The sequence below is a fragment of the Agromyces mediolanus genome, from assembly GCF_023715325.1.
Classification (GTDB): Bacteria; Actinomycetota; Actinomycetes; order Actinomycetales; family Microbacteriaceae; genus Agromyces; species Agromyces mediolanus_A.
Map to the genome: position 1 here is coordinate 215,063 of NZ_JAMBNX010000003.1, position 23,103 is coordinate 238,165.

The following is a 23,103-nucleotide window of genomic DNA, read 5'->3' on the forward strand; positions in this document are numbered from 1 at the left end:
GCGGGCCGAGCCAGTGGGAACGGGTTTAGTCCTCGGACTTCTTGGGCGACTCGTCGCCCTTGGGAGCCTCGTCGGACGCCTTCGGCGTCTCATCGCTCGCCTCGTCGATCCGCTCGCCGAACTCCGGCTCGCCCTCGATCGACTCGATCGCCGGGGCCTCGACGCCCTCGGCGGGCTCGACCACGCGGGCGATCGTCTGGCGGTGCAGCGTGAGCACGGTGCCCGGGCTCACCTCGAGCTCGGCGCGGTTCTCTTCTTCGTCGATCGACACGACCGTGCCGAAGACGCCGAAGTTCGTCATCACCTTCGCGCCCGGCTGCACCTTCGACTGCAGCTCGCGCGCCTCGGCCTGGCGCTTCCGCGAGTTGCGGAACATGAAGAAGATCAGCACGGCCAGGACGGCGAGCATGATGAGAGTCAGCGGATCGAAGGGCATGAGCTGGGAAACCTTCCGGTGCGCGCGACGGCGCGCGAAGTCAGAGACAAGGGGGCCGAAGCCTCCTTGGATTATAGGTCATCGATGGGGAGAGCCTGCTCGACATCCGTCGCGTGCTCCGACAGCCCGAAGTGCCGCCAGGCCGCGGGCGCCGCGACTCGGCCCCGCGGAGTGCGCATGATGAGGCCGATCCGCACCAGGAAGGGCTCCACCACGGCCTCGATGGTCTCGGCCTCTTCACCCACCGAGACGGCGAGGGTGTTGAGTCCGACCGGCCCGCCGCCGAACCGCTCGAGAAGGATCGTCATCACGGCCCGGTCGAGCCGGTCGAGCCCGAGGGCGTCGACGTCGTAGAGCTCGAGCGCCGCGCGCACCGCGCCGAGGTCGGCTCGCCCGCTTTCGCCTCCGGAGTGCACCAGCGCGTAGTCGCGGACACGACGGAGCAGGCGATTCGCGATGCGCGGCGTGCCGCGGCAGCGCCCTGCGATCTCGGCGAGGGCCTCCCGATCGATCCCGAGGCCGAGCATGCGCGCGGCCCGCTCGAGGACCTGCTCCAGCTCGCTCCGGTCGTAGAACTCGAGGTGCGCGGTGAATCCGAACCGGTCGCGCAGTGGATTCGGCAACAGCCCGGCGCGCGTGGTGGCGCCGACGAGGGTGAACGGCGCGAGGTCGAGCGGCACCGACGTCGCGCCCGCGCCTTTGCCGACCATGATGTCGATGCGGAAGTCTTCCATCGCGAGATACAGCATCTCTTCGGCCGAGCGAGCCATGCGGTGGATCTCGTCGATGAAGAGCACCTCGCCGGGTACGAGCGAACTGAGGATGGCTGCGAGGTCGCCGGCGTGCTGGATGGCCGGGCCGCTCGACATGCGCAGCGGCCGTCCGCCCTCGTGGGCGACGATCATGGCGAGCGTGGTCTTGCCGAGTCCCGGCGGGCCCGCCAGCAGAATGTGGTCGGGGGTGCGCTGCTGCAGCTGGGCGGCCGTCAGGAGCAGCTGCAGCTGACCGCGCACCTTGCTCTGCCCGACGAACTCCTGCAGGCTCTTCGGCCGCAGCGCCCCCTCGAACGCGAGCTCGGCCTCGGAGGCGAGCTCGGGGTCGGTGAGGTCGAGGTCGTCGTGGTTCATCGCGCTCGACCGCCCTGCTGGGCCGGGCCCAGCCGCGCGAGGGTGAGCCGCAGCAGCGTCGGTACGGATGCCGCGTCGGTCTCGCTGACGGCGAGGATCGTCTCGTCGAGCGCCTCGGCCGCCACCTTCTCGGACCAGCCGAGCCCGGTGAGCGCGGCGAGCACGCTGTCGGCGATGCTGCCGCTCGCCACCGGCGCGCTCGCCGCGCGAGCGGCCGGCGCCGCGAGCTTGCCGGTCAGCGAGACGACGATCAGCTTCGCCGTCTTCGGGCCGATGCCGCTGACCTTGCGGAAGGCGGCGTCGTCCTCACGGTGCACGGCCGCGGCGACCTCGTCGGGCGAGAGCACCGAGAGGACCCCGAGCGCGGACTTCGGACCCACGCCGTTCACGCCGACGAGCAATTCGAACACCTCGAGCTCGTCGCGGGTGCCGAACCCGAAGATGGTGAGTGAGTCCTCGCGGACGATGAGCACCGTGTGCACGGCGAGCTCGTCACCGAGGCGGCTCGCCAGAACGAACGCGGGCGTCGTGTTGACGTGGAAACCGACGCCGCCGACGTCGATCACGAGCGTGTTGCCGGCGGCGACGAGCACGCGCCCGCGGAGGGAGGAGATCACTCCTTCAGCCTACGGGCCGCCCCCGACACCGCCGCGGAGCGCTCCGCGGCGAGCCACGCCCGCTGCGCCGGGGTGAGGCCCGAGGCATCCGAGGCCGCCGCGCTGCCCGGGGTCGACGCATCCCGGATCGCCGCGCCGGCGACGCCGCCCGTGCGCCAGGCGTGACAGATCGCGAGCGCGAGGGCGTCCGCGGCATCCGCCGGCGTCGGCACCGCCTCGAGTCCGAGGATCCGCGCGACCATCGCCCCGACCTGCTTCTTGTCGGCGCGTCCGTAGCCGGTGATCGCCGCCTTCACCTCGGACGGCGTATGCAGGGCCACCGGCAGCTCCCGACGCGCCGCGATCAGCATCGAGACCCCCGAGATCTGCGCGGTGCCCATGATCGTCGAGACATCAGACCGGGCGAACACGCGCTCGAGGGCCACGGCCTGCGGGCGATGCTCCTCGAAGATCGCCTCCAGGCCGTCGGCGATCCGCGCGAGCCGCCGTTCGATCGGCGCGTCAGTGGGCGAGCGCAGCACGACCACGTCGACGAGCCGGGCGCGCCGGTTCGGCTCGACGTCGACCACGCCGACGCCGCAGCGGGTGAGCCCGGGGTCGATGCCGAGCACCCGCATGGCGATCGGCCTACTCCGCCTCGAGCTCGGCCTGCACCTCGGCGGTGAGGTCGAAGTTGCTGTAGACGTTCTGCACGTCGTCGCTGTCTTCCAGGGCGTCGATCAGGCGGAAGACCTTGCGTGCCGTGTCCGCGTCGATCTCGACCTTGAGGTTCGGCACGAACTCGATGTCGGCGGACTCGTAGTCGAGCCCGGCCTCCTGGAGCGCCTTGCGGACCTCGACCATGTCGGACGGATCCGTGATCACCTCGAAGCCGTCGGCGTGGGGCTCGATCTCCTCCGCCCCCGCTTCGAGGGCCGCCATCATCACGTCGTCCTCGGTGGTGCCTTCGCCCGTCACCACGATGACGCCCTTGCGCGTGAAGTTGTAGGCGACCGAACCGGGGTCGGCGAGCGTGCCGCCGTTGCGGTTCAGCCCCGTACGCACCTCGGCGGCGGCACGGTTCTTGTTGTCGGTCAGCACCTCGACCATGAGGGCCACCCCCGACGGACCGTAGGCCTCGTACGTGATGCTCTGGTACTCGACCGCCTCGCCGCCGATGCCGGCACCGCGCTTGATCGCCCGATCGATGTTGTCGTTCGGCACCGAGGTCTTCTTGGCCTTCTGCACCGCGTCGTACAGGGTCGGGTTGCCGTTCAGGTCGGCGCCGCCGAGCTTCGCGGCGACCTCGATGTTCTTGATGAGCTTGGCGAAGGACTTCGCGCGACGCGCGTCGATGACGGCCTTCTTGTGCTTCGTCGTGGCCCACTTGGAATGCCCGGACATGCTGCTCCTGGATCGATTGCCCGGCGGGGGCGCCCGCCGGTCTCCCATTCTACGGCAGCACCGGAGCGGGGCCCGGGAAGCGCGCGCCTACTTCAGCAGCTTCTGCAGCGTGCGCAGATTGCGGTTCGTGGTGGTCGGCTTGAAGCGGGCCTTCGCGACGAGCTTCGAGAACGCGCTGTCGATGCCGACCGCGCGCCGGCAGTGCCAGTAGACGACCTGCTCCCCCGGTGCGATGGTCTCGTCGGCGGGATCGAGCGAGGGTGCGGCCTCGAGCAGCTCGGCGAGCGGCGCCGGATCGGAGGCGAAGAGGACGTACGGATGCCACCCCTCGAGCTCGGCGTCGAACGGGAAGGCGTCGACGATCTGCTGCATCCGATCGCGCGAGCAGAGCACGATCCACGCCTCGTAGCCGAAGCGATCCGACAGCCCGGCCTCGATCCGCTGCTTCAGTTCACGCTCGGCCGCCGCGCCGGACGCCTCGGCCTCGAACACGACGTTGCCGCTCGCGAGCACCGTGCGCACGCCTTCGAAGCCGAGCTCGGCGAAGAGGTCGCGCAGATCCGCCGAGCGGATCGTGATCCCGCCGACGTTCACGCCTCGCAGCAGTGCGATCCAGGTCCCCATGGGGTGACGCTACCGCGCTTCGACCATGCCGAGGAAGTACTCGTGGAAGCGGTGCTCCCCCGTGATCTCGGGATGGAAGCTCGTGCCGAGGAGCATGCCCTGCCGCACCGCGACGACCCGGCCGTCCGGCAGGGCGGCGAGCGGGGTCGCCCGTGGTCCGAGCGATTCGACGACGGGGCCCCGGATGAAGGCGGCGTGCACCGGCGCCCCGCCGAGCTCCGGCACGTCGAGCTCCGTCTCGAACGACTGGTTCTGCGAGCCGAAGGCGTTGCGCCGCACGACGATGTCGAGCCCGCCGAAGGAGCGCTGGCCGGGGCTCGCGTCGAGCACGGTGTCGGCGAGCATGATGAGGCCGGCGCAGGTGCCGTAGACCGGCATCCCCCCGCGGATCGCGGCGACCAGCGGCTCGGCGAGCCCGAAGGTGTGGGACAGCTTGTCGATCACGCTCGACTCGCCGCCCGGGATCACGATCCCGTCGACCTCGGCGAGCTCGGCCGGGCGACGGACCAGCGTCACCCGGGCGCCGAGCCCTGCGAGCACGCGGGCGTGCTCGCGGAAGTCGCCCTGGAGGGCGAGGACGCCGACGCGGGGGCCGGTCGCACCGGCTCCCGCGTCGAGCGATCCCTCGCGGAGGGTGATCGTCACCAGCCGCGCTCGGCGAGCCGGTGCGGGGCGGGCAGGTCGCCGACGTTGATGCCCACCATGGCCTCGCCGAGGCCGCGCGACACGTCGGCGATCACCGAGGCGTCGTCGTAGAAGGTGGTGGCCTTCACGATGGCGGCGGCGCGCTGCTCCGGGTTGCCGGACTTGAAGATGCCCGAGCCGACGAACACGCCGTCGGCGCCGAGCTGCATCATCATGGCCGCGTCGGCCGGGGTGGCCACGCCGCCCGCGGTGAAGAGCACGACGGGCAGCTTGCCGGTCTCGGCCACCTCGAGCACGAGCTCGTAGGGCGCCTGCAGCTCCTTGGCCGCGACGTAGAGCTCGTCGCGGGTCATCGACTTCAGCGCGTTGACCTCGCTCGTGATCTTGCGGATGTGCTTCGTCGCCTCGGAGACGTCGCCGGTGCCGGCCTCGCCCTTCGAGCGGATCATGGCCGCACCCTCGTTGATCCGGCGGAGGGCCTCGCCGAGGTTCGTGGCGCCGCAGACGAAGGGCACGGTGAACTGCCACTTGTCGATGTGGTTCACGTAGTCGGCGGGCGAGAGCACCTCGGACTCGTCGATGTAGTCGACGTCGAGCGCCTGCAGCACCTGAGCCTCGACGAAGTGACCGATGCGCGCCTTCGCCATGACCGGGATCGAGACCTCGGCGATGATCGCCTCGATCAGGTCGGGGTCGCTCATGCGGGCGACGCCGCCCTGCGCGCGAATGTCGGCGGGCACGCGCTCGAGCGCCATGACGGCGACGGCGCCGGCGTCCTCGGCGATGCGCGCCTGCTCGGGGGTGACGACGTCCATGATGACGCCGCCCTTCAGCATCTCAGCAAGGCCGCGCTTCACGCGGCTCGAGCCCGTCTCGGGTACCGTCACAGGGAATCCTCTCGATCGAGCGCGAGCGACCTCGCACTTCGAAACAGACCAACGGAATCATTGTCCTAGGCCAAAATGTAGCATGGGCGTAGGCCTGAGGAAGGACCATGATGTGATCGCCGAGATCGAAGGGCGTTCGGCCGCCGAGATCGCCGACAGCCTGCGCGCGCTCATCGAGCGCGGGCGGCTCCGCCCCGGCGATGCGCTGCCCCCGGTTCGCACCCTCGCCGAGCAGCTCGGCGTGAACCGCAACACCGCGGTGGCCGCCTACCGGCTGCTCGGTGCGTCCGGGCTGGTCGCCACGCGCGGCCGCGCCGGCACCCGCGTCGCCGGATCCTCCCCCGTCGCCCAGGAGGGCTTCGCCGCCGACACCGCGCTACGCGACATCGGCACCGGGAACCCGGATGCCTCCCGCATCCCCGACCCGTCGCGCGCCCTGCTCGGCATCGCCCGCCGCCCGGTGCTCTACGGTGAGCCGGTCATCGACCCGGGCCTGGAGCAGTGGGCCTCCGACTGGATGCGCGCCGACCTCCCGGCCGGCGTTCCGATGCAGCTCACGGTGACCTCCGGAGCGGGCGACGCGGTGGAGCGCCTGCTCACCCAAGCCCTCACCCGCGACGACGCGGTCGCGCTCGAGGATCCCTGCTTCCTGACCAGCATCCACACGGTCCGCATCGGCGGCTACCGGCCGGTGGCCGTGCCGGTCGACGAGGAGGGCATGACCGTCGAGGGGCTCCGCGCCGCGCTCGAGCAGGGCGTGCGCGCCGTCATCTGCACTCCGCGGGCTCAGAACCCGACCGGCGCGAGCCTCAGCGCCCGGCGAGCGGCGGCGCTCCGCGAGGTACTCGCCGAGCACCCGTACGTCCTCGTCATCGAGGACGACCACTACTCCCTGCTCTCGCAGCAGCCGTTCCACTCGCTCATCGGTCCGGAGCACCGGCGCTGGGCTCTCGTCCGCTCCGTCTCGAAGTTCCTCGGCCCGGACATGTGCCTCGCCGTGACCGCCTCGGACCCGGAGACGGCCGAGCGGCTCGCGATGCGGCTCACCCCGGGCACGACCTGGGTCAGCCACTTGCTCCAGCGCCTCGTGCACGCGCTCGCGACGGACCCGACGGTCGCCGCGGGTATCCGCGACGCCGGCGAGCACTACGCGTCGCGAAACCGCGTGTTCGCCGGGCTGCTCGCCGCGGAAGGCCTGCCGATCGACCCGGGCGATGGCCTGAACGTCTGGGTCGCGCTCGGCGCCCCGGCGCGCGCGGTGGTCGAGCAGCTGATGCGCCGGGGCTGGCTCGCCCGACCGGGTGACGAGTTCGCGCTCGCGGGCGGCGACCCGCCCGAGCGGCTGAGGCTCACCGTGCACGAGCTCGACGACGACGAGCTCCGCCGGCTCGCCTCGGACCTCGCCGCTTCGGTCCGGGCCGCGCGCGAGGCGCACGGTGCCGGCGAATCGCCCAGGCTCGCCGAAGTGGGATGATCGTCGGATGAAGATCCTCTCGATCCAGTCGGCGGTGGCCTACGGTCACGTGGGCAACTCCGCCGCCGTCTTCCCCCTGCAGCGCATCGGCGTCGAGGTGCTCCCCGTCTACACGGTGAACTTCTCCAACCACACGGGCTACGGCGCCTGGCGCGGACCGCTCATCGCGCCCGACGACGTCAGAGAGGTCATCGCCGGCATCGAGGACCGCGGGGTGCTCCCCCAGATCGACGTGGTGCTCTCGGGCTATCAGGGTGGCGAGGGCATCGCCGACGTCATCCTCGAGGCCGTCGCGAAGGTGAAGGCGGCGAACCCCTCGGCCATCTACTCCTGCGACCCGGTCATGGGCAACGCGCAGTCGGGGTGCTTCGTCGCCCCCGCCATCCCTGTGCTGCTGCGCGACCGCGTGGTGCCCGCGGCCGATCTCATCACGCCGAACCAGTTCGAGCTCGGCTTCCTCACCGGCACGGAGCCCGACACGCTGGAGTCCACGCTCGATGCCGTCGACCGCATCCGCGCCACGGGGCCGAGCACGGTCCTCGTGACGAGCCTCGAGCGTCCCGACCGCGCGCCGGACACGATCGAGATGCTCGCGGTCGACGACCGCGGCGCCTGGATCGTGCAGACGCCGCTGCTGCCGCTCAAGGCGAACGGCTCCGGTGACGTCACGGCCGCGCTGTTCACCGCGCACTACCGCAGCACCGGCGACGCCGCCGACGCGCTGGCGCGCACCACCTCGAGCGTCTTCGGGCTCCTCGAGCGCACGCACCGCTCCGGCGAGCGAGAACTCCAGCTCGTCGAGTCCCAGGAGGACTACGCGCATCCGGCGATGCAGTTCTCGGTGCGTCAGGTGCGCTGAGCCCCGACGACGACGGATGCCCCGGCGGGCAAGACCCGCCGGGGCATCCGTCGTCTCGGACGGGGTCCGACTCAGCGCATGAGCGAGACGCCGAGCGTCGCGAGCACGCCGAACACGACGCCCCAGAGCACGATCGAGACGATCTGCCACACGATGACGGCATTGCGGTTCGCACCGAAGGACACCATCGCCGCGGAGGTGATCTGGCTCGGCAGGATCGTCTGCCCGACGATGCTCACCCCGGCGACGCCGTACTTGTCGAAGGCGCGGCGCAGCTTCTCGCGGCGGGGCGACTCCTCCTTCGCCGCCTGCTTCCCGGCGACGACCTTCGAGCGCACGCCGTGCGCGGTCAGCACGAAGATCAGCATGGACACGATGTTGCCGATGACGGCGACGCCGATGGCCACCGCCGGAGGGAGCCCGATCAGCACGCCGACGACCGAGCCGAAGTACGACTCCACGAACGGGATGGCCGCCACCAGCATCACCCCGAACCACTGGAGGTAGGTGGGGAGGGAGCCGGCGAAGTCCTGGAGCGCGTCGATCATGGGGGGCCTTTCGTGCGGAGCGGGTCACCGCCGCGAGCTGCGGTGGGATGCCTCCAGCCTCCCCGCCCCGGCCGCTGCCCGGCAGTGCCGCGATGTCAGTGAACGTCGTGGAGATCCGCACGCCCGGACGTGACAAATGTCACTGCCATATGCTCGGATCCATGCCCCCGGAACCCGCCCGCAGCGTCCACGCGACCTGGCTCTACACCCTCGCGTCGCTCGTCTTCTTCTACGGGTTCTTCGACCTCATCGTGGGGCTCAGCCTCTTCGAGCTCGTCCTCGCCGAGCGAACCCCGCTCATCCTCACGATCCTCGTGCTGCAGCTCCTCGCCACCGCGACCCAGCTGCGCTACTGCTGGTTCCTGCGGGTCGGCCGCGGCGGAGGCCTGCCGCACCCGGCGTGGACGGTCGCACTCGTCGCGCCGGCCGCGCTCGTCTGGGTGCTCGGGCTCGCCGTTCCCGGCATCGCGGTCGCGAGCGCGATGCCGCTCTGGGCTGCCGCCACCCTCGTCGCACCGCTGCTCCCGAAACCGCGGCGCGGGCTGCTGCTGCTCGCCGGCACCGCCGCGAGGGCCGGACACGTGTGGGCGGCGTTCTCGCTGCACGGCGGAGCGCGTGCCGCGCCCGACGGCTCGACCGTCTGGATGATCGGCTTCTTCGCGGTCATGCTGCCGGTCATGGCGCTCACGAGCCTCTGGTGGTGGGAAGTGGTCGTGCGGCTCGACCGCAATCGGCGCACGGCCGGCGAGCTCGCCGTCGCACAGGAGCGACTCCGCTTCGCCTCCGACCTGCACGACATCCAGGGCCATCACCTGCAGGTCATCTCCCTGAAGTCCGAACTCGCCGAACGGCTCCTCGACCGGGAGCCGGAGCGGGCGCGGGAACTCGTCCACGAGGTGCGGCTCATCGCCAAGGAAGCGCTCGAGGAGACCCGCTCGCTCGTCGCGGGCTACCGCCAGGTGGCCTTCGACGAGGAGCTCGAGAACGCGCGCGAGGTGCTCACCGCCTCAGGTGCGGTCTGCACGCTGCGGCTCGGGGCCGTGCCGACCGACGCCGGCGTGCAGCGCGCACTCGGCTCGGTGGTGCGCGAGGCCACGACGAACATCCTCCGGCACAGCGAGGCGCGCGCCGTCACGATCGAGCTCGCGGCGAACGGCGAATCCTGCGAGCTGCGGATCACGAACGACGGCGTCGCGTCGCCCACGGGACCCGTCCGCCGGCCCGGGCAGGGCCGGGGCACCGGACTCGACGGCCTCCGCGACCGTCTGACGGCCATCGGCGGAGCGCTCAGCACCGAGGCGGATCCTGCATCGGGCACGTTCCGGATCGTCGCGAACGCCCCGACGACGGCCGGGGTGCCCGCGTGAGCGTCCGCGCCGAGGCACCGGCCATCCGCCTCCTCGTCGCCGACGACGAGCACCTCATCCGAGGCGCACTGGTCGCGCTCCTCGACCTGGAGCCCGACATCGAGGTCGTCGCGAGCGCCGACACCGGCCTGACCGCGGTCGAACAGGCGATCGCGGCACGGCCCGACGTCTGCCTGCTCGACCTCGAGATGCCCGACGCCGACGGGGTCGAAGCGGCGTCGCGCATCCTCTCCGCCGTGCCGACCCGGGTCGTCATCGTGACCCGCCATGCCCGCCCGGGCGTGCTCCGCCGTGCGCTGGCCGCGAAGGTCTCCGGCTTCGTGCCGAAGTCGACCCCGGCCGAGAGCCTCGCCGACGTCATCCGCGACGTCGCCGCCGGACGCCGCTACATCGATCCGGAGATCGCCGCGGCCGCGCTCACAGCCGAACGCTGCCCGCTGACCGACCGTGAGCTCGACGCGCTCCGCTTCAGCCGCTCCACGCTCAGCGTGCAGCAGATCGCCGAGCGCCTCCACCTCGCCCAGGGCACGGTGCGCAACTACCTCTCCGCCGCGATGACGAAACTCGACGCGGCGTCACGGCACGAGGCGGCCGAGAAGGCGTGGCAGCAGGGCTGGATCTGAGCCGCACGCCCGGCGACCGGCGGGTGCCTGCGCCGCTCAGGCCGTTGCGGGCCAGGCCTCCGCGATCGTGCGGCGCACCTCGCCGAGCAGCTGCGGCAGCGCCTTCGTCCCGGCGATGATCGGGAAGAAGTTCGAGTCCGAAGCCCAGCGCGGCACGACGTGCTGATGCAGATGCTCCGAGATGCCGGCCCCGGCGATCCGCCCCTGGTTCATGCCCAGATTGAACCCGTCGCAGCGCGAGACGGCCCGGATGACCCGCATCGCCGTCTGGGTGAGCTCACCGATCTCGGCGACCTCCTCGGGCGTCGCCTGATCGTAGGTGGCGATATGGCGGTACGGGCAGACGAGGAGGTGCCCGCTGTTGTACGGGTAGAGATTCAGCAGCGCGTACGCGGTGCGCCCGCGCGCCACGATGAGGGCATCCTCGTCGCTGCGCTCGGGCGCCCGGCAGAACGGGCACTCGTGCGACTCGGGCTCGCCCTGCTGGATGTAGACCATCCGGTGCGGCGTCCAGAGCCGCTGGAACGCATCGGGCGCCGCCGCGAACTCCTCGGACGACTGCACGCGCAGCTCCTCGTCGGGCGATCCGGTCATCCGAACAGGTCGTCCCTGCTCGTCACCTGGCGGTGATCACGGATCGACGCGAGCACGTGCTCGATCGCCTCGTCGACCGCGACGCCGTTCTCCTGGGTGCCGTCGCGGAAGCGGAAGCTCACCGTGCCGGCCGAGCGGTCGTTCTCGCCGGCGATGAGCTGGAACGGGATCTTCTGCGTGGTGTGCGTGCGGATCTTCTTCTGCATGCGGTCGTCGCTCGTGTCGAGCTCGGCGCGCACGCCTGCGAGCCGCAGTCGCTCGACGATGCCGCCGAGGTAGGGGGCGAACTCGTCCGCGACCGGGATGCCGACCACCTGGACCGGGGCGAGCCAGACGGGGAACACCCCCGCATAGTGCTCCAGGAGGATCGCGAAGAAGCGCTCGATCGAACCGAACAGCGCCCGGTGGATCATGATCGGGCGGTGCTTCTCGCCGTCGGAGCCGGTGTACTCGAGCTCGAAGCGCTCGGGCAGGTTCGGGTCGACCTGCACGGTGGAGAGCTGCCAGGTGCGGCCGATCGCGTCGCGGGTCTTCAGGTCGATCTTCGGCCCGTAGAACGCCGCCTCGCCGGGGACCTCGGTGAGCTTCAGCCCGCTCGCGACGGCGACGTTGCGGAGGGCGTTCGTGGAGTACTCCCAGAACTCGTCGGAGCCGATCCACTTCGACTTCTCGTCGTCGCGCATCGAGAGCTCGAGCTCGAAGTCCTCGAGGCCGAAGTCGCGCAGCATCGAGATGACGAACTCGAGCACGCGGGTGGCCTCGGTCTCGAGCTGCTCGGGCGTGACGAAGAGGTGCGAGTCGTCCTGAGTGAAGCCGCGCACCCGGGTGAGCCCGTGCAGGGCCCCCGAGAGCTCGTTGCGGTACACGGTGCCGTTCTCGGCGAGCCGCATCGGCAGGTCGCGGTAGCTGCGCGCGCGCTCCTTGTAGATGAGGATGTGCATGGGGCAGTTCATGGGCTTCAGGTAGTAGTCCTGGCCCTGCTTCGTGATGTTACCCTCGGCGTCGCGCTCCTCGTCCATGACGATCGGCGGGAACATGCCCTCGCGGTAGGTCACGAGGTGGTTCGACTGGAGGAAGAGGTCCTCCTTCGAGATGTGCGGCGTGTACACGTAGGTGTAGCCGCCCTCGATGTGGCGGCGGCGCGCGTGCTGCTCCATCTCGCCGCGGATGATGCCGCCCTTCGGGTGCCAGACGGAGAGCCCCGAGCCGATCTCGTCGGGGAAGCTGAACAGGTCGAGCTCCTTGCCGAGCTTGCGGTGGTCGCGCTTCGCGGCCTCCTCGAGTCGGTGCTGGTAGGCGCGCAGCTCGTCCTTCGTCGGCCAGGCGGTGCCGTAGATGCGCTGCAGCTGCGGGTTCTTCTCGCTCCCCCGCCAGTAGGCACCGGCGACGCGCATGAGCGCCCAGCCGTTGCCGATCATGCGGGTGTTCGGCAGGTGCGGACCGCGGCAGAGGTCCTTCCAGGCGACCTCGCCGGTCTTCGGGTCGACGTTGTCGTAGATCGTCAGCTCGCCGCCGCCGACCTCGACGTTCTCGTTGTCGTCGCCGGTCGAGGCGCTGCCCTTCAGCCCGATGAGCTCGAGCTTGTACGGCTCGTGGGCGAGCTCGGCGCGCGCCTCCGCATCGGTGACGACGCGCCGCACGAAGCGCTGCCCGGCGCGGACGATCCGTGACATCTCCTTGTCGAGCGCCTTCAGGTCGTCGGTGCTGAACGCCTCGGCGATGTCGAAGTCGTAGTAGAAGCCGTCGGTCACGGGCGGGCCGATGCCGAGCTTCGCCTCGGGGTTCACGTTCTGCACGGCCTGCGCGAGCACATGCGCGGTCGAGTGCCGGAGGATGTTCAGGCCATCGGGCGAGTCGATCGTGACGGGCTCCACGACGTCGGTCTCCGTGACCGTCGTGGCCAGGTCCTTGAGCTCGCCGTTGACGCGCATCGCGACAACGGAACGGTCGGTGAAGAGCTCGAAGCCGTCGGTCACCTGGTCCACTCCCATTTGGCTGGATCCGGCCGCGGTTCGGGCGTCCCGCCCGCCGCGGTCCGGGATCGTCGAATATCCGGATGTCGCGGCACAGGTAGCTCGCTACTCGCGCCGCTCCTCAACTGTAGTCGCGTGCCAGACGTCGGCGCGCCGCGGGCGAGCGGTCGCGCACGAGCGCCGGCGACCGCGGCGGGCGGGAAAACGACGAACGCCCCGGCGTCTGCCGGGGCGTTGCTGTGGTGGGCGATACTGGGATCGAACCAGTGACCTCTTCCGTGTCAGGGAAGCGCGCTACCGCTGCGCCAATCGCCCGTGTCAAGTCGAAGAATTCGGCTTGGAGGTGGATACGGGATTCGAACCCGTGTATACGGCTTTGCAGGCCGCTGCCTCGCCTCTCGGCCAATCCACCGTGTCTGGGTTCACCACCAGAAACCAGAAACGGGCTTGCGCCCGGTTCTGATCAGAGCGGATGACGAGACTCGAACTCGCGACCCTCACCTTGGCAAGGTGATGCGCTACCAACTGCGCCACATCCGCGTTGTCGCCGTTTCCGGCAACACAGAAACTGTAACCGAAAGGGTGAACGATTCACAAACCGAGGATGGCTCCCCCAGTGTTCAGCCAGGTCAGCTCTGGAATCCGGCCGTGCAACCCGGGCGTGTCGAGTCCGTGTCGGGGGCATTGCCGACCATCCGCGCGGAGCCGGACACGCCCGGGATCCGAGGCCCGCCCGCCCGATGTGCATTCACCCCTCGGCGTCGGCTACTATCGAATCCGCGGCACGACGCGTTCGTGCCCGAATCCCCTTGGGCGATTGGCGCAGCTGGTAGCGCGCTTCCTTCACACGGAAGAGGTCGTCGGTTCGAGCCCGGCATCGCCCACCAGAGAAGCCCCCGGCAGACGCCGGGGGCTTCGTCGTTGTGGAATGCGGTTCGCGTCGATCGACGCCGCCGTCAACGCCAGCCGTAGCGGCTGCGGAGCGCGTCGGCGACGAGGCGGTAGCGCGCCTCGTCGAGCGAGGCGGCCTCCCGGCGCATGCCGTCGCCGTGCACAAGGAAGACCCGGTCGAGCCGCACCCAGCTCGGCCGGCCTTCGGCGTCCCAGGGTCCGGCCCCGAGCCCCAGGTAGTCCCGGTCCCCCGGCCGGCCCTTGCTCGTGAGCTGCACCGCCAGGAAGCGGTCTCCGGCGCCGGCGGCGACGATCACGACCGGGCGGTCCTTGCCCCGGCCGTCGTGCTCCTCGAACGGCACCCAGGTCCAGACGATCTCCCCCGGGTCGGGCTCGCCGTCCGCCGTCGGGGCGTAGCTCAGCGTGACCCGACCGAGGCCGCGCGGGTCGATCTCCTCCGTCGCCGCAGCCCCGGTCTGCCCGGGCGAGAGCGTCTCCGTCGCGACCCCGCCCTGCCTCGCGCCGGTGCTCCCGCGAGCAGCCCGGGACGGGGCGCCGGGCGCTCCTGCACGCGCCCGGCCGTTGGAGCGGAACACCTGACCGAATGCGCGAACGAGGGCGGTGAGGAAGCGGCTGGTGTCTGACACACCGGCACACTACCCCACCGCCCTCGGACGGCGGATCCGCGCTACACGAGCTCGAGCTTGTAGGCATCCTCGCCGTGCACGGCCGTGTCGATGCCGGCGATCTCGTCCTCGTTCCGGACCCGGAAGCCCATGATCTTCTGGATCGCGAAGCCGATCACGAAGGTCAGCCCGAACGAGTAGGCGAGGACGGCGAAGGCGGCGATCGCCTGCACGGCGAGCTGCGTGAGTTCGCCGCTGTAGATCAGGCCCGTGCCGGTCGCGAAGATGCCGAGGTACAGCGTGCCGATGAGGCCGCCGACGAGGTGGATGCCGACCACGTCGAGCGAGTCGTCGAAGCCGAACTTGAACTTCAGGTCGATCGCGACGGCGCACACGGCGCCGGCGACGAGACCGAGCACGATCGCCCACACGGGCGTCAGCGAAGCGCAGGCCGGGGTGATCGCGACCAGGCCGGCGACGGCGCCGGACGCGGCGCCGACCGAGGTCGGCTTGCCGTCCTTGATCTTCTCGACGACGAGCCAGGCGAGCAGCGCGGCGGCCGGGGCGGCGATGGTGTTCACGAAGGCGAGTGCGGCAGTGCCGTCGGCGGCGAGCTCGGAGCCCGCGTTGAAGCCGAACCAGCCGAACCACAGCAGCCCGGCGCCGAGGAGCACGAACGGCGGGTTGTGCGGCACGTGCGCGCCCTTCGAGAAGCCGACGCGCTTGCCGAGGACGAGCGCGAGGGCGAGGGCCGCGGCGCCCGCGTTGATGTGCACCGCGGTGCCGCCGGCGAAGTCGATCGCCCCGACGCCGAACGCCTGCTGCAGGCCGTAGGTGATCCATCCGCCGTAGGCGAAGCTGCCGTCGTCGGCGAGCCCGAAGTTGAACACCCAGCTCGCGACGGGGAAGTACACGACGACCGCCCAGATGCCGGCGAAGATCATCCACGCGCCGAACTTCGCGCGGTCGGCGATCGCTCCGGAGATGAGCGCGACGGTGAGGATCGCGAACGTCGCCTGGAAGGCCACGAAGGCGAGCGGCGGGAACGCCGCACCCTCCGGCGTCTCGAGGAGGCTCTGCAGTCCCAGCGCGGACCAGTCGATCGCCCAGGGGGCGCTGAGCCCCTCGGCGGCGGGGAAGGCGATCGCGTAGCCGAAGAGCACCCACAGGACGCCGATGAGCCCCATCGCCCCGAAGCTCATCATCATCATGCTGATGACGCTCTTCGCCTTCACGAGGCCGCCGTAGAAGAACGCGAGGCCCGGAGTCATCAGCAGCACGAGTGCCGCCGCGATCAACAGGAACGCGGTGTTGCCTTGGTCCATCTCGAAACCTCTCTCGGGTGCAACCGGGGATCCAGTGGGCCCAGTGTCACGAGAGCTGGTTTCCAACGACTCCTCATCGTGTTTCGACGCGGTTACGGAGCGGCCGCTCGCGTAAACAGCAGATTTCGGGATGCGGCGAAGCGACCGGGCATCCGCCGAGTGGATGCCCCGGGGCGGATGCCGCTCCGCATTCAGTCGTGCGGCGGCAGCTCGCCCGAGGTCAGCGCGATCATGCGGCTCATCGAGCGGAGGTACTTCTTGCGGTATCCGCCCGCCATCATCTCGTCGTCGAAGACCTCGTCGAGCGGGACGCCGCTCGCGATCAGCGGGACCTCGGCGTCGTACACGCGGTCGATGAACGCCACGAGCCGCAGCGCCGCATTCTGGTCGTTGAGCTCGTGCGCCCCGGTGAGGGCGATGGCGTCGACACCGTCGATGAGCCGGACGTACTTCGAGGGGTGCACCGTCGCGAGGTGCGCGATGAGCTCGTCGAAGCCGTCGAGGGACGTGCGGTGGCCGTGGGCCGCGAGCGCCTCCGCGGTGCGTCGGACGGCCTCGTCGTCACCGGCGACGATCGCGTGCCCCTCGGTGTCGCGACGCCGGTAGTCGAGTCCGTCGATGCGGAGGGTCTCGAAGTTCGAGGAGAGGGCGTGGATCTCGCGCAGAAAGTCGGCGGCGGCGAAGCGGCCCTCGCCGAGCGCATTCGGCGGGGTGTTGCTCGTCGCGGCGACGCGGGTGCCGCCGGCCATCAGCTCGCCGAGGAAGCGCGTCATGAGCATCGTGTCGCCCGGGTCGTCGAGCTCGAACTCGTCGATGCAGATGAGCTTCGCCCCGCGGAGCAGCTCGACCGCCTGGGCATAGCCGAGAGCACCGACGAGGGCGGTGTACTCGATGAACGTGCCGAAGAACTTCGGGCCGTGCGCGACGTGCCAGAGCGCCGCCAGCAGGTGGGTCTTGCCGACCCCGAAGCCGCCGTCGAGGTAGACGCCGGGCAGCTCGATGCGAGCGGGGCGCTTGCGGGAGAAGAACCCGCCGGGGCGCTGGGCCGCGCGCCAGGCGCCGGCGAACTCCTTCAGGCGGGCGAGCGCGGCCTGCTGCGAGGGGAAGTCCGGGTCGGGTCGGTACGAGTCGAACGAGGCGTGCTCGAACTGCGGGGGCGGGGTCAGCGCCGCGGCGATCTCGGCCCCCGTGATGGTCGGGTTCCGCTCGATGAGCCGGACGAGCGTGCTGGCCTCAGCCATGGTCATGTTCAGGGGTCCCCCGTGTTGCATCCGATGACGGCCCCTGTGACTTCGACCGGCGTGCCGCGTAGATTCGAGTTGGATTTCGCCACCAGCCTAGTCCGCTCCCCGAACCCCCACGCCCGACCGGGCGCCCGCAGGAGGCCAGCATGTCCGTCGCGTTCGACCCCGCCGAGAAGTTCGCCGAGTACGCCCACCCCGAGCGGCTCGTCTCCACCGACTGGCTCGCCGAACGGCTGGGCGAACCGGGTCTCGTGGTCGTCGAATCCGACGAGGACGTGCTGCTCTACGAGACGGGGCACATCCCCGGCGCCGTGAAGATCGACTGGCACACCGAGCTCAACGACCCGGTCGTTCGCGACTACGTCGACGGCGAGCAGTTCGCCGCGCTGCTCGGTTCGAAGGGCATCGCACGCGAGACGACCGTCGTCATCTACGGCGACAAGAACAACTGGTGGGCGGCGTACGCGCTCTGGGTGTTCACCCTCTTCGGGCACGAGGACGTCCGCCTCCTCGACGGCGGCCGCGACCTGTGGATCGCCGAGGGTCGTGAGCTCACCACCGCGCCGGCCGAGGTGACGCCGGTCGAGTACCCGGTCGTCGAACGGGACGACACGGTCGTCCGCGCGTTCAAGGAGGATGTGCTCGCGCACCTCGGGAAGCCCCTCATCGACGTCCGGTCCCCCGAGGAGTACTCGGGCGAGCGCACGACGGCGCCGGCGTACCCGGAGGAGGGCGCGCTCCGCGCCGGGCACATCCCGACGGCCGCGTCGGTGCCGTGGGCGCGTGCCGCGGCGTCCGACGGCACCTTCCGCTCCCGCTCCGAGCTCGATGCGATCTATCGGGACGAGGTGGGCCTCGCGGACGGCGACGAGGTCGTGGCGTACTGCCGGATCGGCGAGCGCTCGAGCCACACCTGGTTCGTGCTGACGCACCTGCTGGGCTTCGAGCGCGTCCGCAACTACGACGGCTCCTGGACCGAATGGGGCAGCGCGGTCCGTGTGCCGATCGTCACGGGCGAGGCCCGCGGCGAGCTCCCCGCTCGCTGAGCGCACGCCGGGCGGCCTCGTGCGCGACGATCGGTGCGAGAATCGACGGGTGGACACCACGGCACTTCCCGAGCGGCTCGCCGAGACCCGCGACGACTTCCTCGCGCTCGAGGTGAAGGATCGCCTCCAGCTGCTGCTCGAGTTCTCGAACGAGCTCCCCGAGCTGCCGGAGCGCTACGCCGACCACCCGGAGCTGCTCGAGCGCGTCGAGGAGTGTCAGTCCCCCGTCTACCTCTTCGTCGAGGTCGAGGACGGGCGCGTCCACCTGCACGCGACCGCCCCGCGCGAGTCGCCGACGACACGAGGCTTCGCCTCCATCCTGGTGCAGGGGCTCGACGGGCTCACCGCACAGGAGGTGCTCGACGTTCCGGCCGACTACCCGCAGTCGCTCGGGCTCGGTCAAGCCGTCTCACCGCTCCGGGTCCGGGGCATGACCGGCATGCTCGGCCGCATCAAGCGACAGGTCGCCGAGCGCCGCGCCTGATCACCGGCCGTCAGCGCGCGGCGAGCCACTCCTCGATGAGCGCGCTCCAGCGCTCCGGATCCTCGTTCCAGAGCTTGGTGTGCCGGGCGCCCTCGAAGATCTCGAACTGCACGAGGTCCGGGCGGGCCTCCGCGAGTCGGCGAGAGCCGTCGATGGGCACGAAGCCGTCGTCGACGCTGTGCAGCAGCAGCATCGGCACCGCCAGCTCGTCGGCGCGCTGAGCGGCGTCGAGCTCCGCGAGGTCGATGGGTTCGGCGAGGCCCGCGAGCCCAGAGCCGATCCGGTCCCGCAGCACGCGGCTCACGACGACGGCGAACTCGGCCGGCAGGCGATAGAGGGTGCCCTGAAAGCGGAGGATGTCGGCCCAGTCGACGGCCGGCGACTCCAGAACGAGCCCGCACACGGCGTCGGCGACGCTCGGTGAGCGGAGCATCGCCTGCAGCACGGTGCCCCCGCCCATCGACCAGCCCATCAGCACGATGCGCCGCGCCCCGTGGTCCTTCGCGTAGGCGACGGCGGCCTCCACATCGCGCCACTCGGTGCTGCCGAGGCCGAAGCGGCCGTCCCCCGACGCCGGCGCCTCGCCGTCGTTCCGGTAGGAGATCAGCAGGCTGTCCCATCCCTGGGCACGCGCCGGTGCGACGGCGCGCAGGCCCTCCGGGCGCCTGGCGCCCCAGCCATGGACCTGGATGACCCAGTCGCCGCCCGGCTCCGCTGCGGGGATGTGCCAGGCGGGCGCCGGCCCGACGGGGGTCTGGATGGCGACGTTCTCGTACGGGATGCCGAGTTCCCACGGGCCCAGGTGGTACCAGCCGCTCATCCGTCCGCGCTGTGCGCGCTCCAGACGCCCGAAGTCGATCGACTCGATGACGCGCCGCACGCCGCGCGGCCCCTCGTCGAGGACCTCGCCGAGCCGGGCGTAGCCGGCGTCCCGGTCGAACCAGAACCCGTACCGGCCGGCCATCCGGGCGTCGTCGGACGGGGCCAGCAGGATCTCGTTGCGCGCCCGGTCGACGCCGAGGATCCGCACATCCTCCTCGCGTTCCAACGGCGGGGTGACGACTTTCCGCGCGAACCGCACGCCGATCGCCGCCGTCACCGTCGCCGCGACCGCGGCGGTCAGCGCGGCGAGGCCGATCGCGATCCCCACGCCCTTCGCGATGCGTGCTCCCCCTGGCATACGTCCCCCTCCGGTCGAACCCGTCGAGGTGGTGCCGGTCGGACCGGCGTGCCGCCGACATCCGCCTCGACGCAGACTCTAGTCTGCACTCGTGCCCGACTCAGCGACGCGACCGCCCCACGAGTTCGAGGTCGCGCTCGAATCCATCCGAGCGGCCTCGCCCCGAAGCGAGCTCCGCGTGTCCGAGATCCCCGCCCCGGCAGCGCTCGCGCCGTTCGCCGCCGCGCTGTCGGCGGACGTGCTGCCGAGCCGGCATGCCGACTCCGAGCTCGGCACCGGCCGCTTCGTGCTGCTGTACGACCCGAGCGAGCCGGAGCAGTGGGGCGGGCGATTCCGCGTCGTCTGTTTCGCGCAGGCCCCCCTCGAAACCGATATCGGCCTCGACCCGTTCCTCGCCGACGTCGCCTGGTCCTGGCTCGTCGACGCCCTCGACGCCCGGGGCGCGAGCTACGTTTCCGCCTCCGGCACGGCGACGAAGATCCTCTCCACCGGCTTCGGAGAGCTCGCCCAGCAAGGGGACGGCGCGCAGATCGAACTGCGCGCCTCATGGACCCCCCTCGACCCCCGGATCGACGCGCATGTGGAAGGCTGGGGCGAGTTGCTGTGCATGCTCGCCGGGCTGCCGCCCCGTTCCGAAGGGGTGACGACTCTACCCAGACGGAGGAACCGTGACTGACTACCGGGTGATCGACACGCCCGAGGCGTTCGCGGCCGCGGTCGACCGGATCGCCGACGGCGACGGCCCCATCGCGGTCGACGCCGAACGGGCGAGCGGGTTCCGCTACTCGCAGCGCGCCTACCTGATCCAACTGTTCCGACGCGGCTCGGGCACCTTCCTCTTCGACCCTCCCGCGCTCGGCGAGTTCGGCCGGCTGCAGGAGCTCGTGCACCACGACGAGTGGGTGCTGCACGCCGCGAGCCAGGATCTCGCCTGTCTCCGCGAAGTCGGGCTCGACCCCGAGCGGATCTTCGACACCGAACTGGCCGCCCGCCTGCTCGGCATGCCGCGCGTGGGGCTCGCCGCGGTCGTGGAGGAGCTCCTCGGCGTCACCCTGGCGAAGGAGCACTCGGCGGCCGACTGGTCGACCCGCCCGCTCCCCCAGCCGTGGCTCACCTACGCGGCCCTCGACGTCGAACTGCTCCTCGACGTCCGCGACCGCCTCGCCGAGGAACTCGTCGCCGCAGACAAGGCGAGCGTGGCCGAGCAGGAGTTCGACGCCGTCCTGCACCGCGAGCCGAAGCCGGCGGCCCCTGAGCCCTGGCGCCGCCTCTCGGGCATCCACGCACTGCGATCGCCCCGCAACCTCGCGGTGGCGCGGGCGCTCTGGCACGCTCGCGACGAGCTCGCCGTCGAGCGCGACGTCGCACCGGGCCGGCTCGTGCCCGACTCCTCGATTCTGACCGTCGCGAAGGCGGTCCCCCGCAGCCGCCGCGCCCTGGCCGACATGAAGGACTTCAACGGCCGCGCGAGCCGCAGCGAGCTGGACCGCTGGTGGAAGGCGGTCGAGGCTGCCATCCAGACGAGCGATCTGCCGGCCGCCCGTGTCCCGAGCGACGCGCCGCCGCCGCCGCGGGCCTGGGCCGCGCGCAATCCCGAGGCCGACGCCCGGCTCCGCCTCGCCAAAGCCGCGGTGACCGAGATCGCCGAGGACTACGGGATGCCGTTGGAGAACCTCCTCACCCCGGACACCCTCCGGCGCGTGGCGTGGCATCCGCCGGCTGAGCACAGCGCAGCCGCCCTGAGCGACGCGCTCGCGGAGCACGGAGCGCGGCCGTGGCAGATTGAGGCGACCGCACAGAGAATCGCCGAGGCCTTTAGCGAGGCGGCACAAAGCATTCAGGACGCCGAGGACACCGCTTCGTAGGTTCCGTCAAGCGATTCCGCCGCTGCTCGACCGCTTCGTAGGATCGAGTCATTCCTGATCCGAAAGGGAGCTGCAGCGTGGCTGAACGAGCTGATGTCGTGTTCGTCGACGGGGTCCGGACCCCGTTCGGACGAGCCGGCGAAAAGGGCATGTACTGGAACACCCGGGCCGACGACCTCGCGGTCAAGACCATCACCGGGCTCCTCGAACGCAACCCCTCCCTTCCCCCCGCACGGGTGGACGACGTGGCGATCGCCGCGACGACGCAGCAGGGCGACCAGGGGCTCACCCTCGGCCGCACCGCGGCGATCCTCGCCGGCCTGCCGATGAGCGTGCCCGGCTTCGCCATCGACCGCATGTGCGCCGGCGCGATGACCGCCGTCACGACGACGGGTTCCGGCATCGGCTTCGGCCAGTACGACGTGGTCATCGCGGGCGGGGTCGAGCACATGGGCCGCCACCCGATGGGCCTCGACGCCGATCCGAACCCCCGATTCCTGGCCGAGAAGCTCGTCGCCGCCGACGCGCTGAACATGGGCAACACCGCGGAGCGGCTGCACGACCGCTTCCCGGAGCTCACGAAGGAGCGCGCCGACCGCTTCGGCATGCTGAGCCAGCAGAAGGTTCAGGCCGCCTACGACAACGGCGACATCCAGCCGGATCTCGTCCCCGTCGCCCTGCGCACCGAGTCGGGCTGGGGCCTCGCCACGGAGGACGAGGGGCGTCGCCCCGAGACCACCATGGACGGGCTGGCGACGCTGAAGACGCCGTTCCGCCCGCACGGCCGCGTGACGGCGGGCAACGCCTCGCCCCTCACCGACGGCGCCACTGCGGCCATCCTCGCGAGCTCGGACGCCGCGAAGGAGCTCGGTCTCGGCACGAAGATGCGCATGGTGAGCTTCGCCTTCGCCGGCGTCGAGCCGGAGGTCATGGGCATCGGTCCGATCCCGTCGACCGAGAAGGCCCTGAAGCGCGCCGGCCTCGACATCTCCGACATCGGCCTGTTCGAGCTCAACGAGGCGTTCGCCGTGCAGGTGCTGAGCTTCCTCGACCACTTCGGCATCGCCGACGACGACGAGCGGGTGAACCCCTGGGGCGGCGCCATCGCGATCGGCCACCCCCTGGCCGCGTCGGGCGTCCGCCTGATGCTCCAGCTCGCCCGCCAGTTCGAGCAGCGCCCCGACGTCCGCTACGGCGTGACCGCGATGTGCGTCGGGCTCGGCCAGGGCGGCACCGTCATCTGGGAGAACCCGCACCACAAGCGCTACGGAAAGGGTCGTTGAGC

The 23,103-nt window shown here is 71.0% G+C and carries 24 protein-coding genes and 4 tRNA genes; 10 read left to right on the plus strand and 18 right to left on the minus strand.

Translation table 11 applies throughout. The annotated features are described in order from the left end of the window. Positions 1 to 25 precede the first annotated feature (25 nt). The 8 genes from yajC to pdxS form a co-directional block, all read right to left on the minus strand. On the minus strand, positions 26 to 436 hold the full coding sequence (gene yajC / locus M3147_RS07210; RefSeq protein ID WP_251202790.1) for a preprotein translocase subunit YajC: 411 nt from the start codon (positions 434 to 436) through the stop codon (positions 26 to 28). A 71-nt stretch (positions 437 to 507) separates the two neighbouring features. Then, complete coding sequence (gene ruvB, locus M3147_RS07215) at positions 508 to 1,563, minus strand: Holliday junction branch migration DNA helicase RuvB (protein ID WP_251202791.1); 1,056 nt, start codon at positions 1,561 to 1,563, stop codon at positions 508 to 510. Continuing rightward, positions 1,560 to 2,180 carry a Holliday junction branch migration protein RuvA gene (gene ruvA, locus M3147_RS07220; protein WP_251202792.1) on the minus strand — a complete coding sequence of 207 codons (621 nt, stop codon included), beginning with the start codon at positions 2,178 to 2,180 and terminating at the stop codon, positions 1,560 to 1,562. Before ruvA ends, ruvB begins: the two co-directional genes overlap by 4 nt. After that, positions 2,177 to 2,797 (minus strand): crossover junction endodeoxyribonuclease RuvC, encoded by a 621-nt coding sequence (gene ruvC, locus M3147_RS07225; protein WP_251202793.1) that lies wholly within the window; start codon positions 2,795 to 2,797, stop codon positions 2,177 to 2,179. Before ruvC ends, ruvA begins: the two co-directional genes overlap by 4 nt. A gap of 10 nt (positions 2,798 to 2,807) precedes the next feature. Beyond that, complete coding sequence (locus M3147_RS07230; RefSeq protein ID WP_251202794.1) at positions 2,808 to 3,563, minus strand: YebC/PmpR family DNA-binding transcriptional regulator; 756 nt, start codon at positions 3,561 to 3,563, stop codon at positions 2,808 to 2,810. Positions 3,564 to 3,650: 87 nt separating this feature from the next. Continuing rightward, complete coding sequence (locus tag M3147_RS07235; RefSeq protein ID WP_251202795.1) at positions 3,651 to 4,187, minus strand: DUF1697 domain-containing protein; 537 nt, start codon at positions 4,185 to 4,187, stop codon at positions 3,651 to 3,653. A 9-nt stretch (positions 4,188 to 4,196) separates the two neighbouring features. Next, a complete protein-coding gene (gene pdxT / locus M3147_RS07240) occupies positions 4,197 to 4,832 on the minus strand; it encodes a pyridoxal 5'-phosphate synthase glutaminase subunit PdxT (RefSeq protein ID WP_251202796.1) in 636 nt (211 codons plus the stop codon). Beyond that, positions 4,829 to 5,719: a pyridoxal 5'-phosphate synthase lyase subunit PdxS gene (gene pdxS, locus M3147_RS07245; RefSeq protein WP_279399732.1), complete on the minus strand. Its 891-nt coding sequence runs from the start codon at positions 5,717 to 5,719 to the stop codon at positions 4,829 to 4,831. The genes pdxT and pdxS overlap by 4 nt, the downstream gene beginning before the upstream one ends. An 82-nt stretch (positions 5,720 to 5,801) precedes the next feature. Between pdxS and M3147_RS07250 the strand changes: the two genes are divergently transcribed. Both M3147_RS07250 and pdxY read left to right on the plus strand, forming a co-directional pair. Beyond that, a complete protein-coding gene (locus M3147_RS07250) occupies positions 5,802 to 7,193 on the plus strand; it encodes an aminotransferase class I/II-fold pyridoxal phosphate-dependent enzyme (protein WP_251202797.1) in 1,392 nt (463 codons plus the stop codon). A gap of 7 nt (positions 7,194 to 7,200) precedes the next feature. Then, positions 7,201 to 8,052, plus strand: coding sequence for a pyridoxal kinase PdxY (gene pdxY / locus M3147_RS07255; protein ID WP_251202798.1), 852 nt, complete (start codon positions 7,201 to 7,203; stop codon positions 8,050 to 8,052). Positions 8,053 to 8,123: 71 nt separating this feature from the next. Here the strand turns inward: pdxY and M3147_RS07260 are convergent, their stop codons facing one another. Beyond that, on the minus strand, positions 8,124 to 8,600 hold the full coding sequence (locus tag M3147_RS07260; RefSeq protein WP_251202799.1) for a hypothetical protein: 477 nt from the start codon (positions 8,598 to 8,600) through the stop codon (positions 8,124 to 8,126). 161 nt (positions 8,601 to 8,761) lie between these two features. On the opposite strand from M3147_RS07260, the gene M3147_RS07265 reads away from it, so the two are divergent. Together M3147_RS07265 and M3147_RS07270 are read left to right on the plus strand one after the other, a co-directional pair. Beyond that, complete coding sequence (locus M3147_RS07265) at positions 8,762 to 9,967, plus strand: sensor histidine kinase (RefSeq protein ID WP_251202800.1); 1,206 nt, start codon at positions 8,762 to 8,764, stop codon at positions 9,965 to 9,967. After that, positions 9,964 to 10,590, plus strand: a complete 627-nt coding sequence (locus M3147_RS07270; protein WP_251202801.1) for a response regulator transcription factor — start codon at positions 9,964 to 9,966, stop codon at positions 10,588 to 10,590. The genes M3147_RS07265 and M3147_RS07270 overlap by 4 nt, the downstream gene beginning before the upstream one ends. Positions 10,591 to 10,626: 36 nt before the next feature. Here M3147_RS07270 and M3147_RS07275 read toward each other — a convergent pair whose 3' ends face one another. From M3147_RS07275 to M3147_RS07295, 5 genes are all read right to left on the minus strand, one after another. Further along, on the minus strand, positions 10,627 to 11,184 hold the full coding sequence (locus M3147_RS07275) for an HIT family protein (RefSeq protein ID WP_251202802.1): 558 nt from the start codon (positions 11,182 to 11,184) through the stop codon (positions 10,627 to 10,629). Further along, a complete protein-coding gene (gene thrS / locus M3147_RS07280) occupies positions 11,181 to 13,175 on the minus strand; it encodes a threonine--tRNA ligase (RefSeq protein WP_439954189.1) in 1,995 nt (664 codons plus the stop codon). The genes M3147_RS07275 and thrS overlap by 4 nt, the downstream gene beginning before the upstream one ends. A 222-nt stretch (positions 13,176 to 13,397) precedes the next feature. Then, positions 13,398 to 13,472 (minus strand) — tRNA-Val (locus M3147_RS07285). 23 nt (positions 13,473 to 13,495) lie between these two features. Next, positions 13,496 to 13,569 (minus strand) — tRNA-Cys (locus M3147_RS07290). 55 nt (positions 13,570 to 13,624) lie between these two features. Beyond that, positions 13,625 to 13,697: transfer RNA gene (locus M3147_RS07295), tRNA-Gly, on the minus strand. A gap of 271 nt (positions 13,698 to 13,968) precedes the next feature. On the opposite strand from M3147_RS07295, the gene M3147_RS07300 reads away from it, so the two are divergent. Then, positions 13,969 to 14,044 (plus strand) — tRNA-Val (locus M3147_RS07300). Between the two features lie 69 nt (positions 14,045 to 14,113). On the opposite strand, the gene M3147_RS19495 is transcribed toward M3147_RS07300, so the two are convergent. The 3 genes from M3147_RS19495 to zapE form a co-directional block, all read right to left on the minus strand. Continuing rightward, the gene (locus M3147_RS19495) at positions 14,114 to 14,695 is read right to left on the minus strand and encodes a type II toxin-antitoxin system PemK/MazF family toxin (RefSeq protein WP_251202803.1); all 582 of its coding nucleotides are present in this window, start codon (positions 14,693 to 14,695) and stop codon (positions 14,114 to 14,116) included. A 41-nt stretch (positions 14,696 to 14,736) separates the two neighbouring features. Further along, on the minus strand, positions 14,737 to 15,999 hold the full coding sequence (locus tag M3147_RS07310; RefSeq protein WP_251202804.1) for an ammonium transporter: 1,263 nt from the start codon (positions 15,997 to 15,999) through the stop codon (positions 14,737 to 14,739). Between the two features lie 191 nt (positions 16,000 to 16,190). Then, on the minus strand, positions 16,191 to 17,246 hold the full coding sequence (zapE, locus tag M3147_RS07315; RefSeq protein WP_251202805.1) for a cell division protein ZapE: 1,056 nt from the start codon (positions 17,244 to 17,246) through the stop codon (positions 16,191 to 16,193). Positions 17,247 to 17,389: 143 nt separating this feature from the next. On the opposite strand from zapE, the gene M3147_RS07320 reads away from it, so the two are divergent. Next, positions 17,390 to 18,289: a sulfurtransferase gene (locus M3147_RS07320; protein ID WP_251202806.1), complete on the plus strand. Its 900-nt coding sequence runs from the start codon at positions 17,390 to 17,392 to the stop codon at positions 18,287 to 18,289. Positions 18,290 to 18,338: 49 nt separating this feature from the next. Next, the gene (locus tag M3147_RS07325; RefSeq protein ID WP_251202807.1) at positions 18,339 to 18,773 is read left to right on the plus strand and encodes a SufE family protein; all 435 of its coding nucleotides are present in this window, start codon (positions 18,339 to 18,341) and stop codon (positions 18,771 to 18,773) included. Positions 18,774 to 18,783: 10 nt separating this feature from the next. Here the strand turns inward: M3147_RS07325 and M3147_RS07330 are convergent, their stop codons facing one another. Then, positions 18,784 to 19,953, minus strand: a complete 1,170-nt coding sequence (locus M3147_RS07330) for an alpha/beta hydrolase family protein (protein ID WP_251202808.1) — start codon at positions 19,951 to 19,953, stop codon at positions 18,784 to 18,786. Positions 19,954 to 20,044: 91 nt separating this feature from the next. Here M3147_RS07330 and M3147_RS07335 point away from each other — a divergent pair, with 91 nt between their 5' ends. From M3147_RS07335 to M3147_RS07345, 3 genes are all read left to right on the plus strand, one after another. After that, the gene (locus M3147_RS07335) at positions 20,045 to 20,629 is read left to right on the plus strand and encodes a DUF3000 domain-containing protein (RefSeq protein WP_251202809.1); all 585 of its coding nucleotides are present in this window, start codon (positions 20,045 to 20,047) and stop codon (positions 20,627 to 20,629) included. Next, entirely contained in the window at positions 20,622 to 21,818 is a 1,197-nt protein-coding gene (locus tag M3147_RS07340) for a ribonuclease D (RefSeq protein ID WP_251202810.1), read from the plus strand. Before M3147_RS07335 ends, M3147_RS07340 begins: the two co-directional genes overlap by 8 nt. Positions 21,819 to 21,895: 77 nt before the next feature. After that, positions 21,896 to 23,101 carry a thiolase family protein gene (locus M3147_RS07345; RefSeq protein WP_251202811.1) on the plus strand — a complete coding sequence of 402 codons (1,206 nt, stop codon included), beginning with the start codon at positions 21,896 to 21,898 and terminating at the stop codon, positions 23,099 to 23,101. Positions 23,102 to 23,103: the final 2 nt, after the last annotated feature.

Excerpts from the sequence above, each read along its gene's own strand:
- yajC (WP_251202790.1), bottom strand. The coding sequence starts at position 436 with ATGCCCTTCGATCCGCTGACTCTCATCATGCTCGCCGTCCTGGCCGTG.
- ruvB (WP_251202791.1), bottom strand. The coding sequence starts at position 1,563 with ATGAACCACGACGACCTCGACCTCACCGACCCCGAGCTCGCCTCCGAG.
- ruvC (WP_251202793.1), bottom strand. The coding sequence starts at position 2,797 with ATGCGGGTGCTCGGCATCGACCCCGGGCTCACCCGCTGCGGCGTCGGC.
- M3147_RS07230 (WP_251202794.1), bottom strand. The coding sequence starts at position 3,563 with ATGTCCGGGCATTCCAAGTGGGCCACGACGAAGCACAAGAAGGCCGTC.
- M3147_RS07235 (WP_251202795.1), bottom strand. The coding sequence starts at position 4,187 with ATGGGGACCTGGATCGCACTGCTGCGAGGCGTGAACGTCGGCGGGATC.
- M3147_RS07250 (WP_251202797.1), top strand. The coding sequence starts at position 5,802 with ATGGGCGTAGGCCTGAGGAAGGACCATGATGTGATCGCCGAGATCGAA.
- pdxY (WP_251202798.1), top strand. The coding sequence starts at position 7,201 with ATGAAGATCCTCTCGATCCAGTCGGCGGTGGCCTACGGTCACGTGGGC.
- M3147_RS07260 (WP_251202799.1), bottom strand. The coding sequence starts at position 8,600 with ATGATCGACGCGCTCCAGGACTTCGCCGGCTCCCTCCCCACCTACCTC.
- M3147_RS07265 (WP_251202800.1), top strand. The coding sequence starts at position 8,762 with ATGCCCCCGGAACCCGCCCGCAGCGTCCACGCGACCTGGCTCTACACC.
- M3147_RS07275 (WP_251202802.1), bottom strand. The coding sequence starts at position 11,184 with ATGACCGGATCGCCCGACGAGGAGCTGCGCGTGCAGTCGTCCGAGGAG.
- thrS (WP_439954189.1), bottom strand. The coding sequence starts at position 13,175 with ATGGGAGTGGACCAGGTGACCGACGGCTTCGAGCTCTTCACCGACCGT.
- M3147_RS07310 (WP_251202804.1), bottom strand. The coding sequence starts at position 15,999 with ATGGACCAAGGCAACACCGCGTTCCTGTTGATCGCGGCGGCACTCGTG.
- zapE (WP_251202805.1), bottom strand. The coding sequence starts at position 17,246 with ATGACCATGGCTGAGGCCAGCACGCTCGTCCGGCTCATCGAGCGGAAC.
- M3147_RS07320 (WP_251202806.1), top strand. The coding sequence starts at position 17,390 with ATGTCCGTCGCGTTCGACCCCGCCGAGAAGTTCGCCGAGTACGCCCAC.
- M3147_RS07330 (WP_251202808.1), bottom strand. The coding sequence starts at position 19,953 with ATGCCAGGGGGAGCACGCATCGCGAAGGGCGTGGGGATCGCGATCGGC.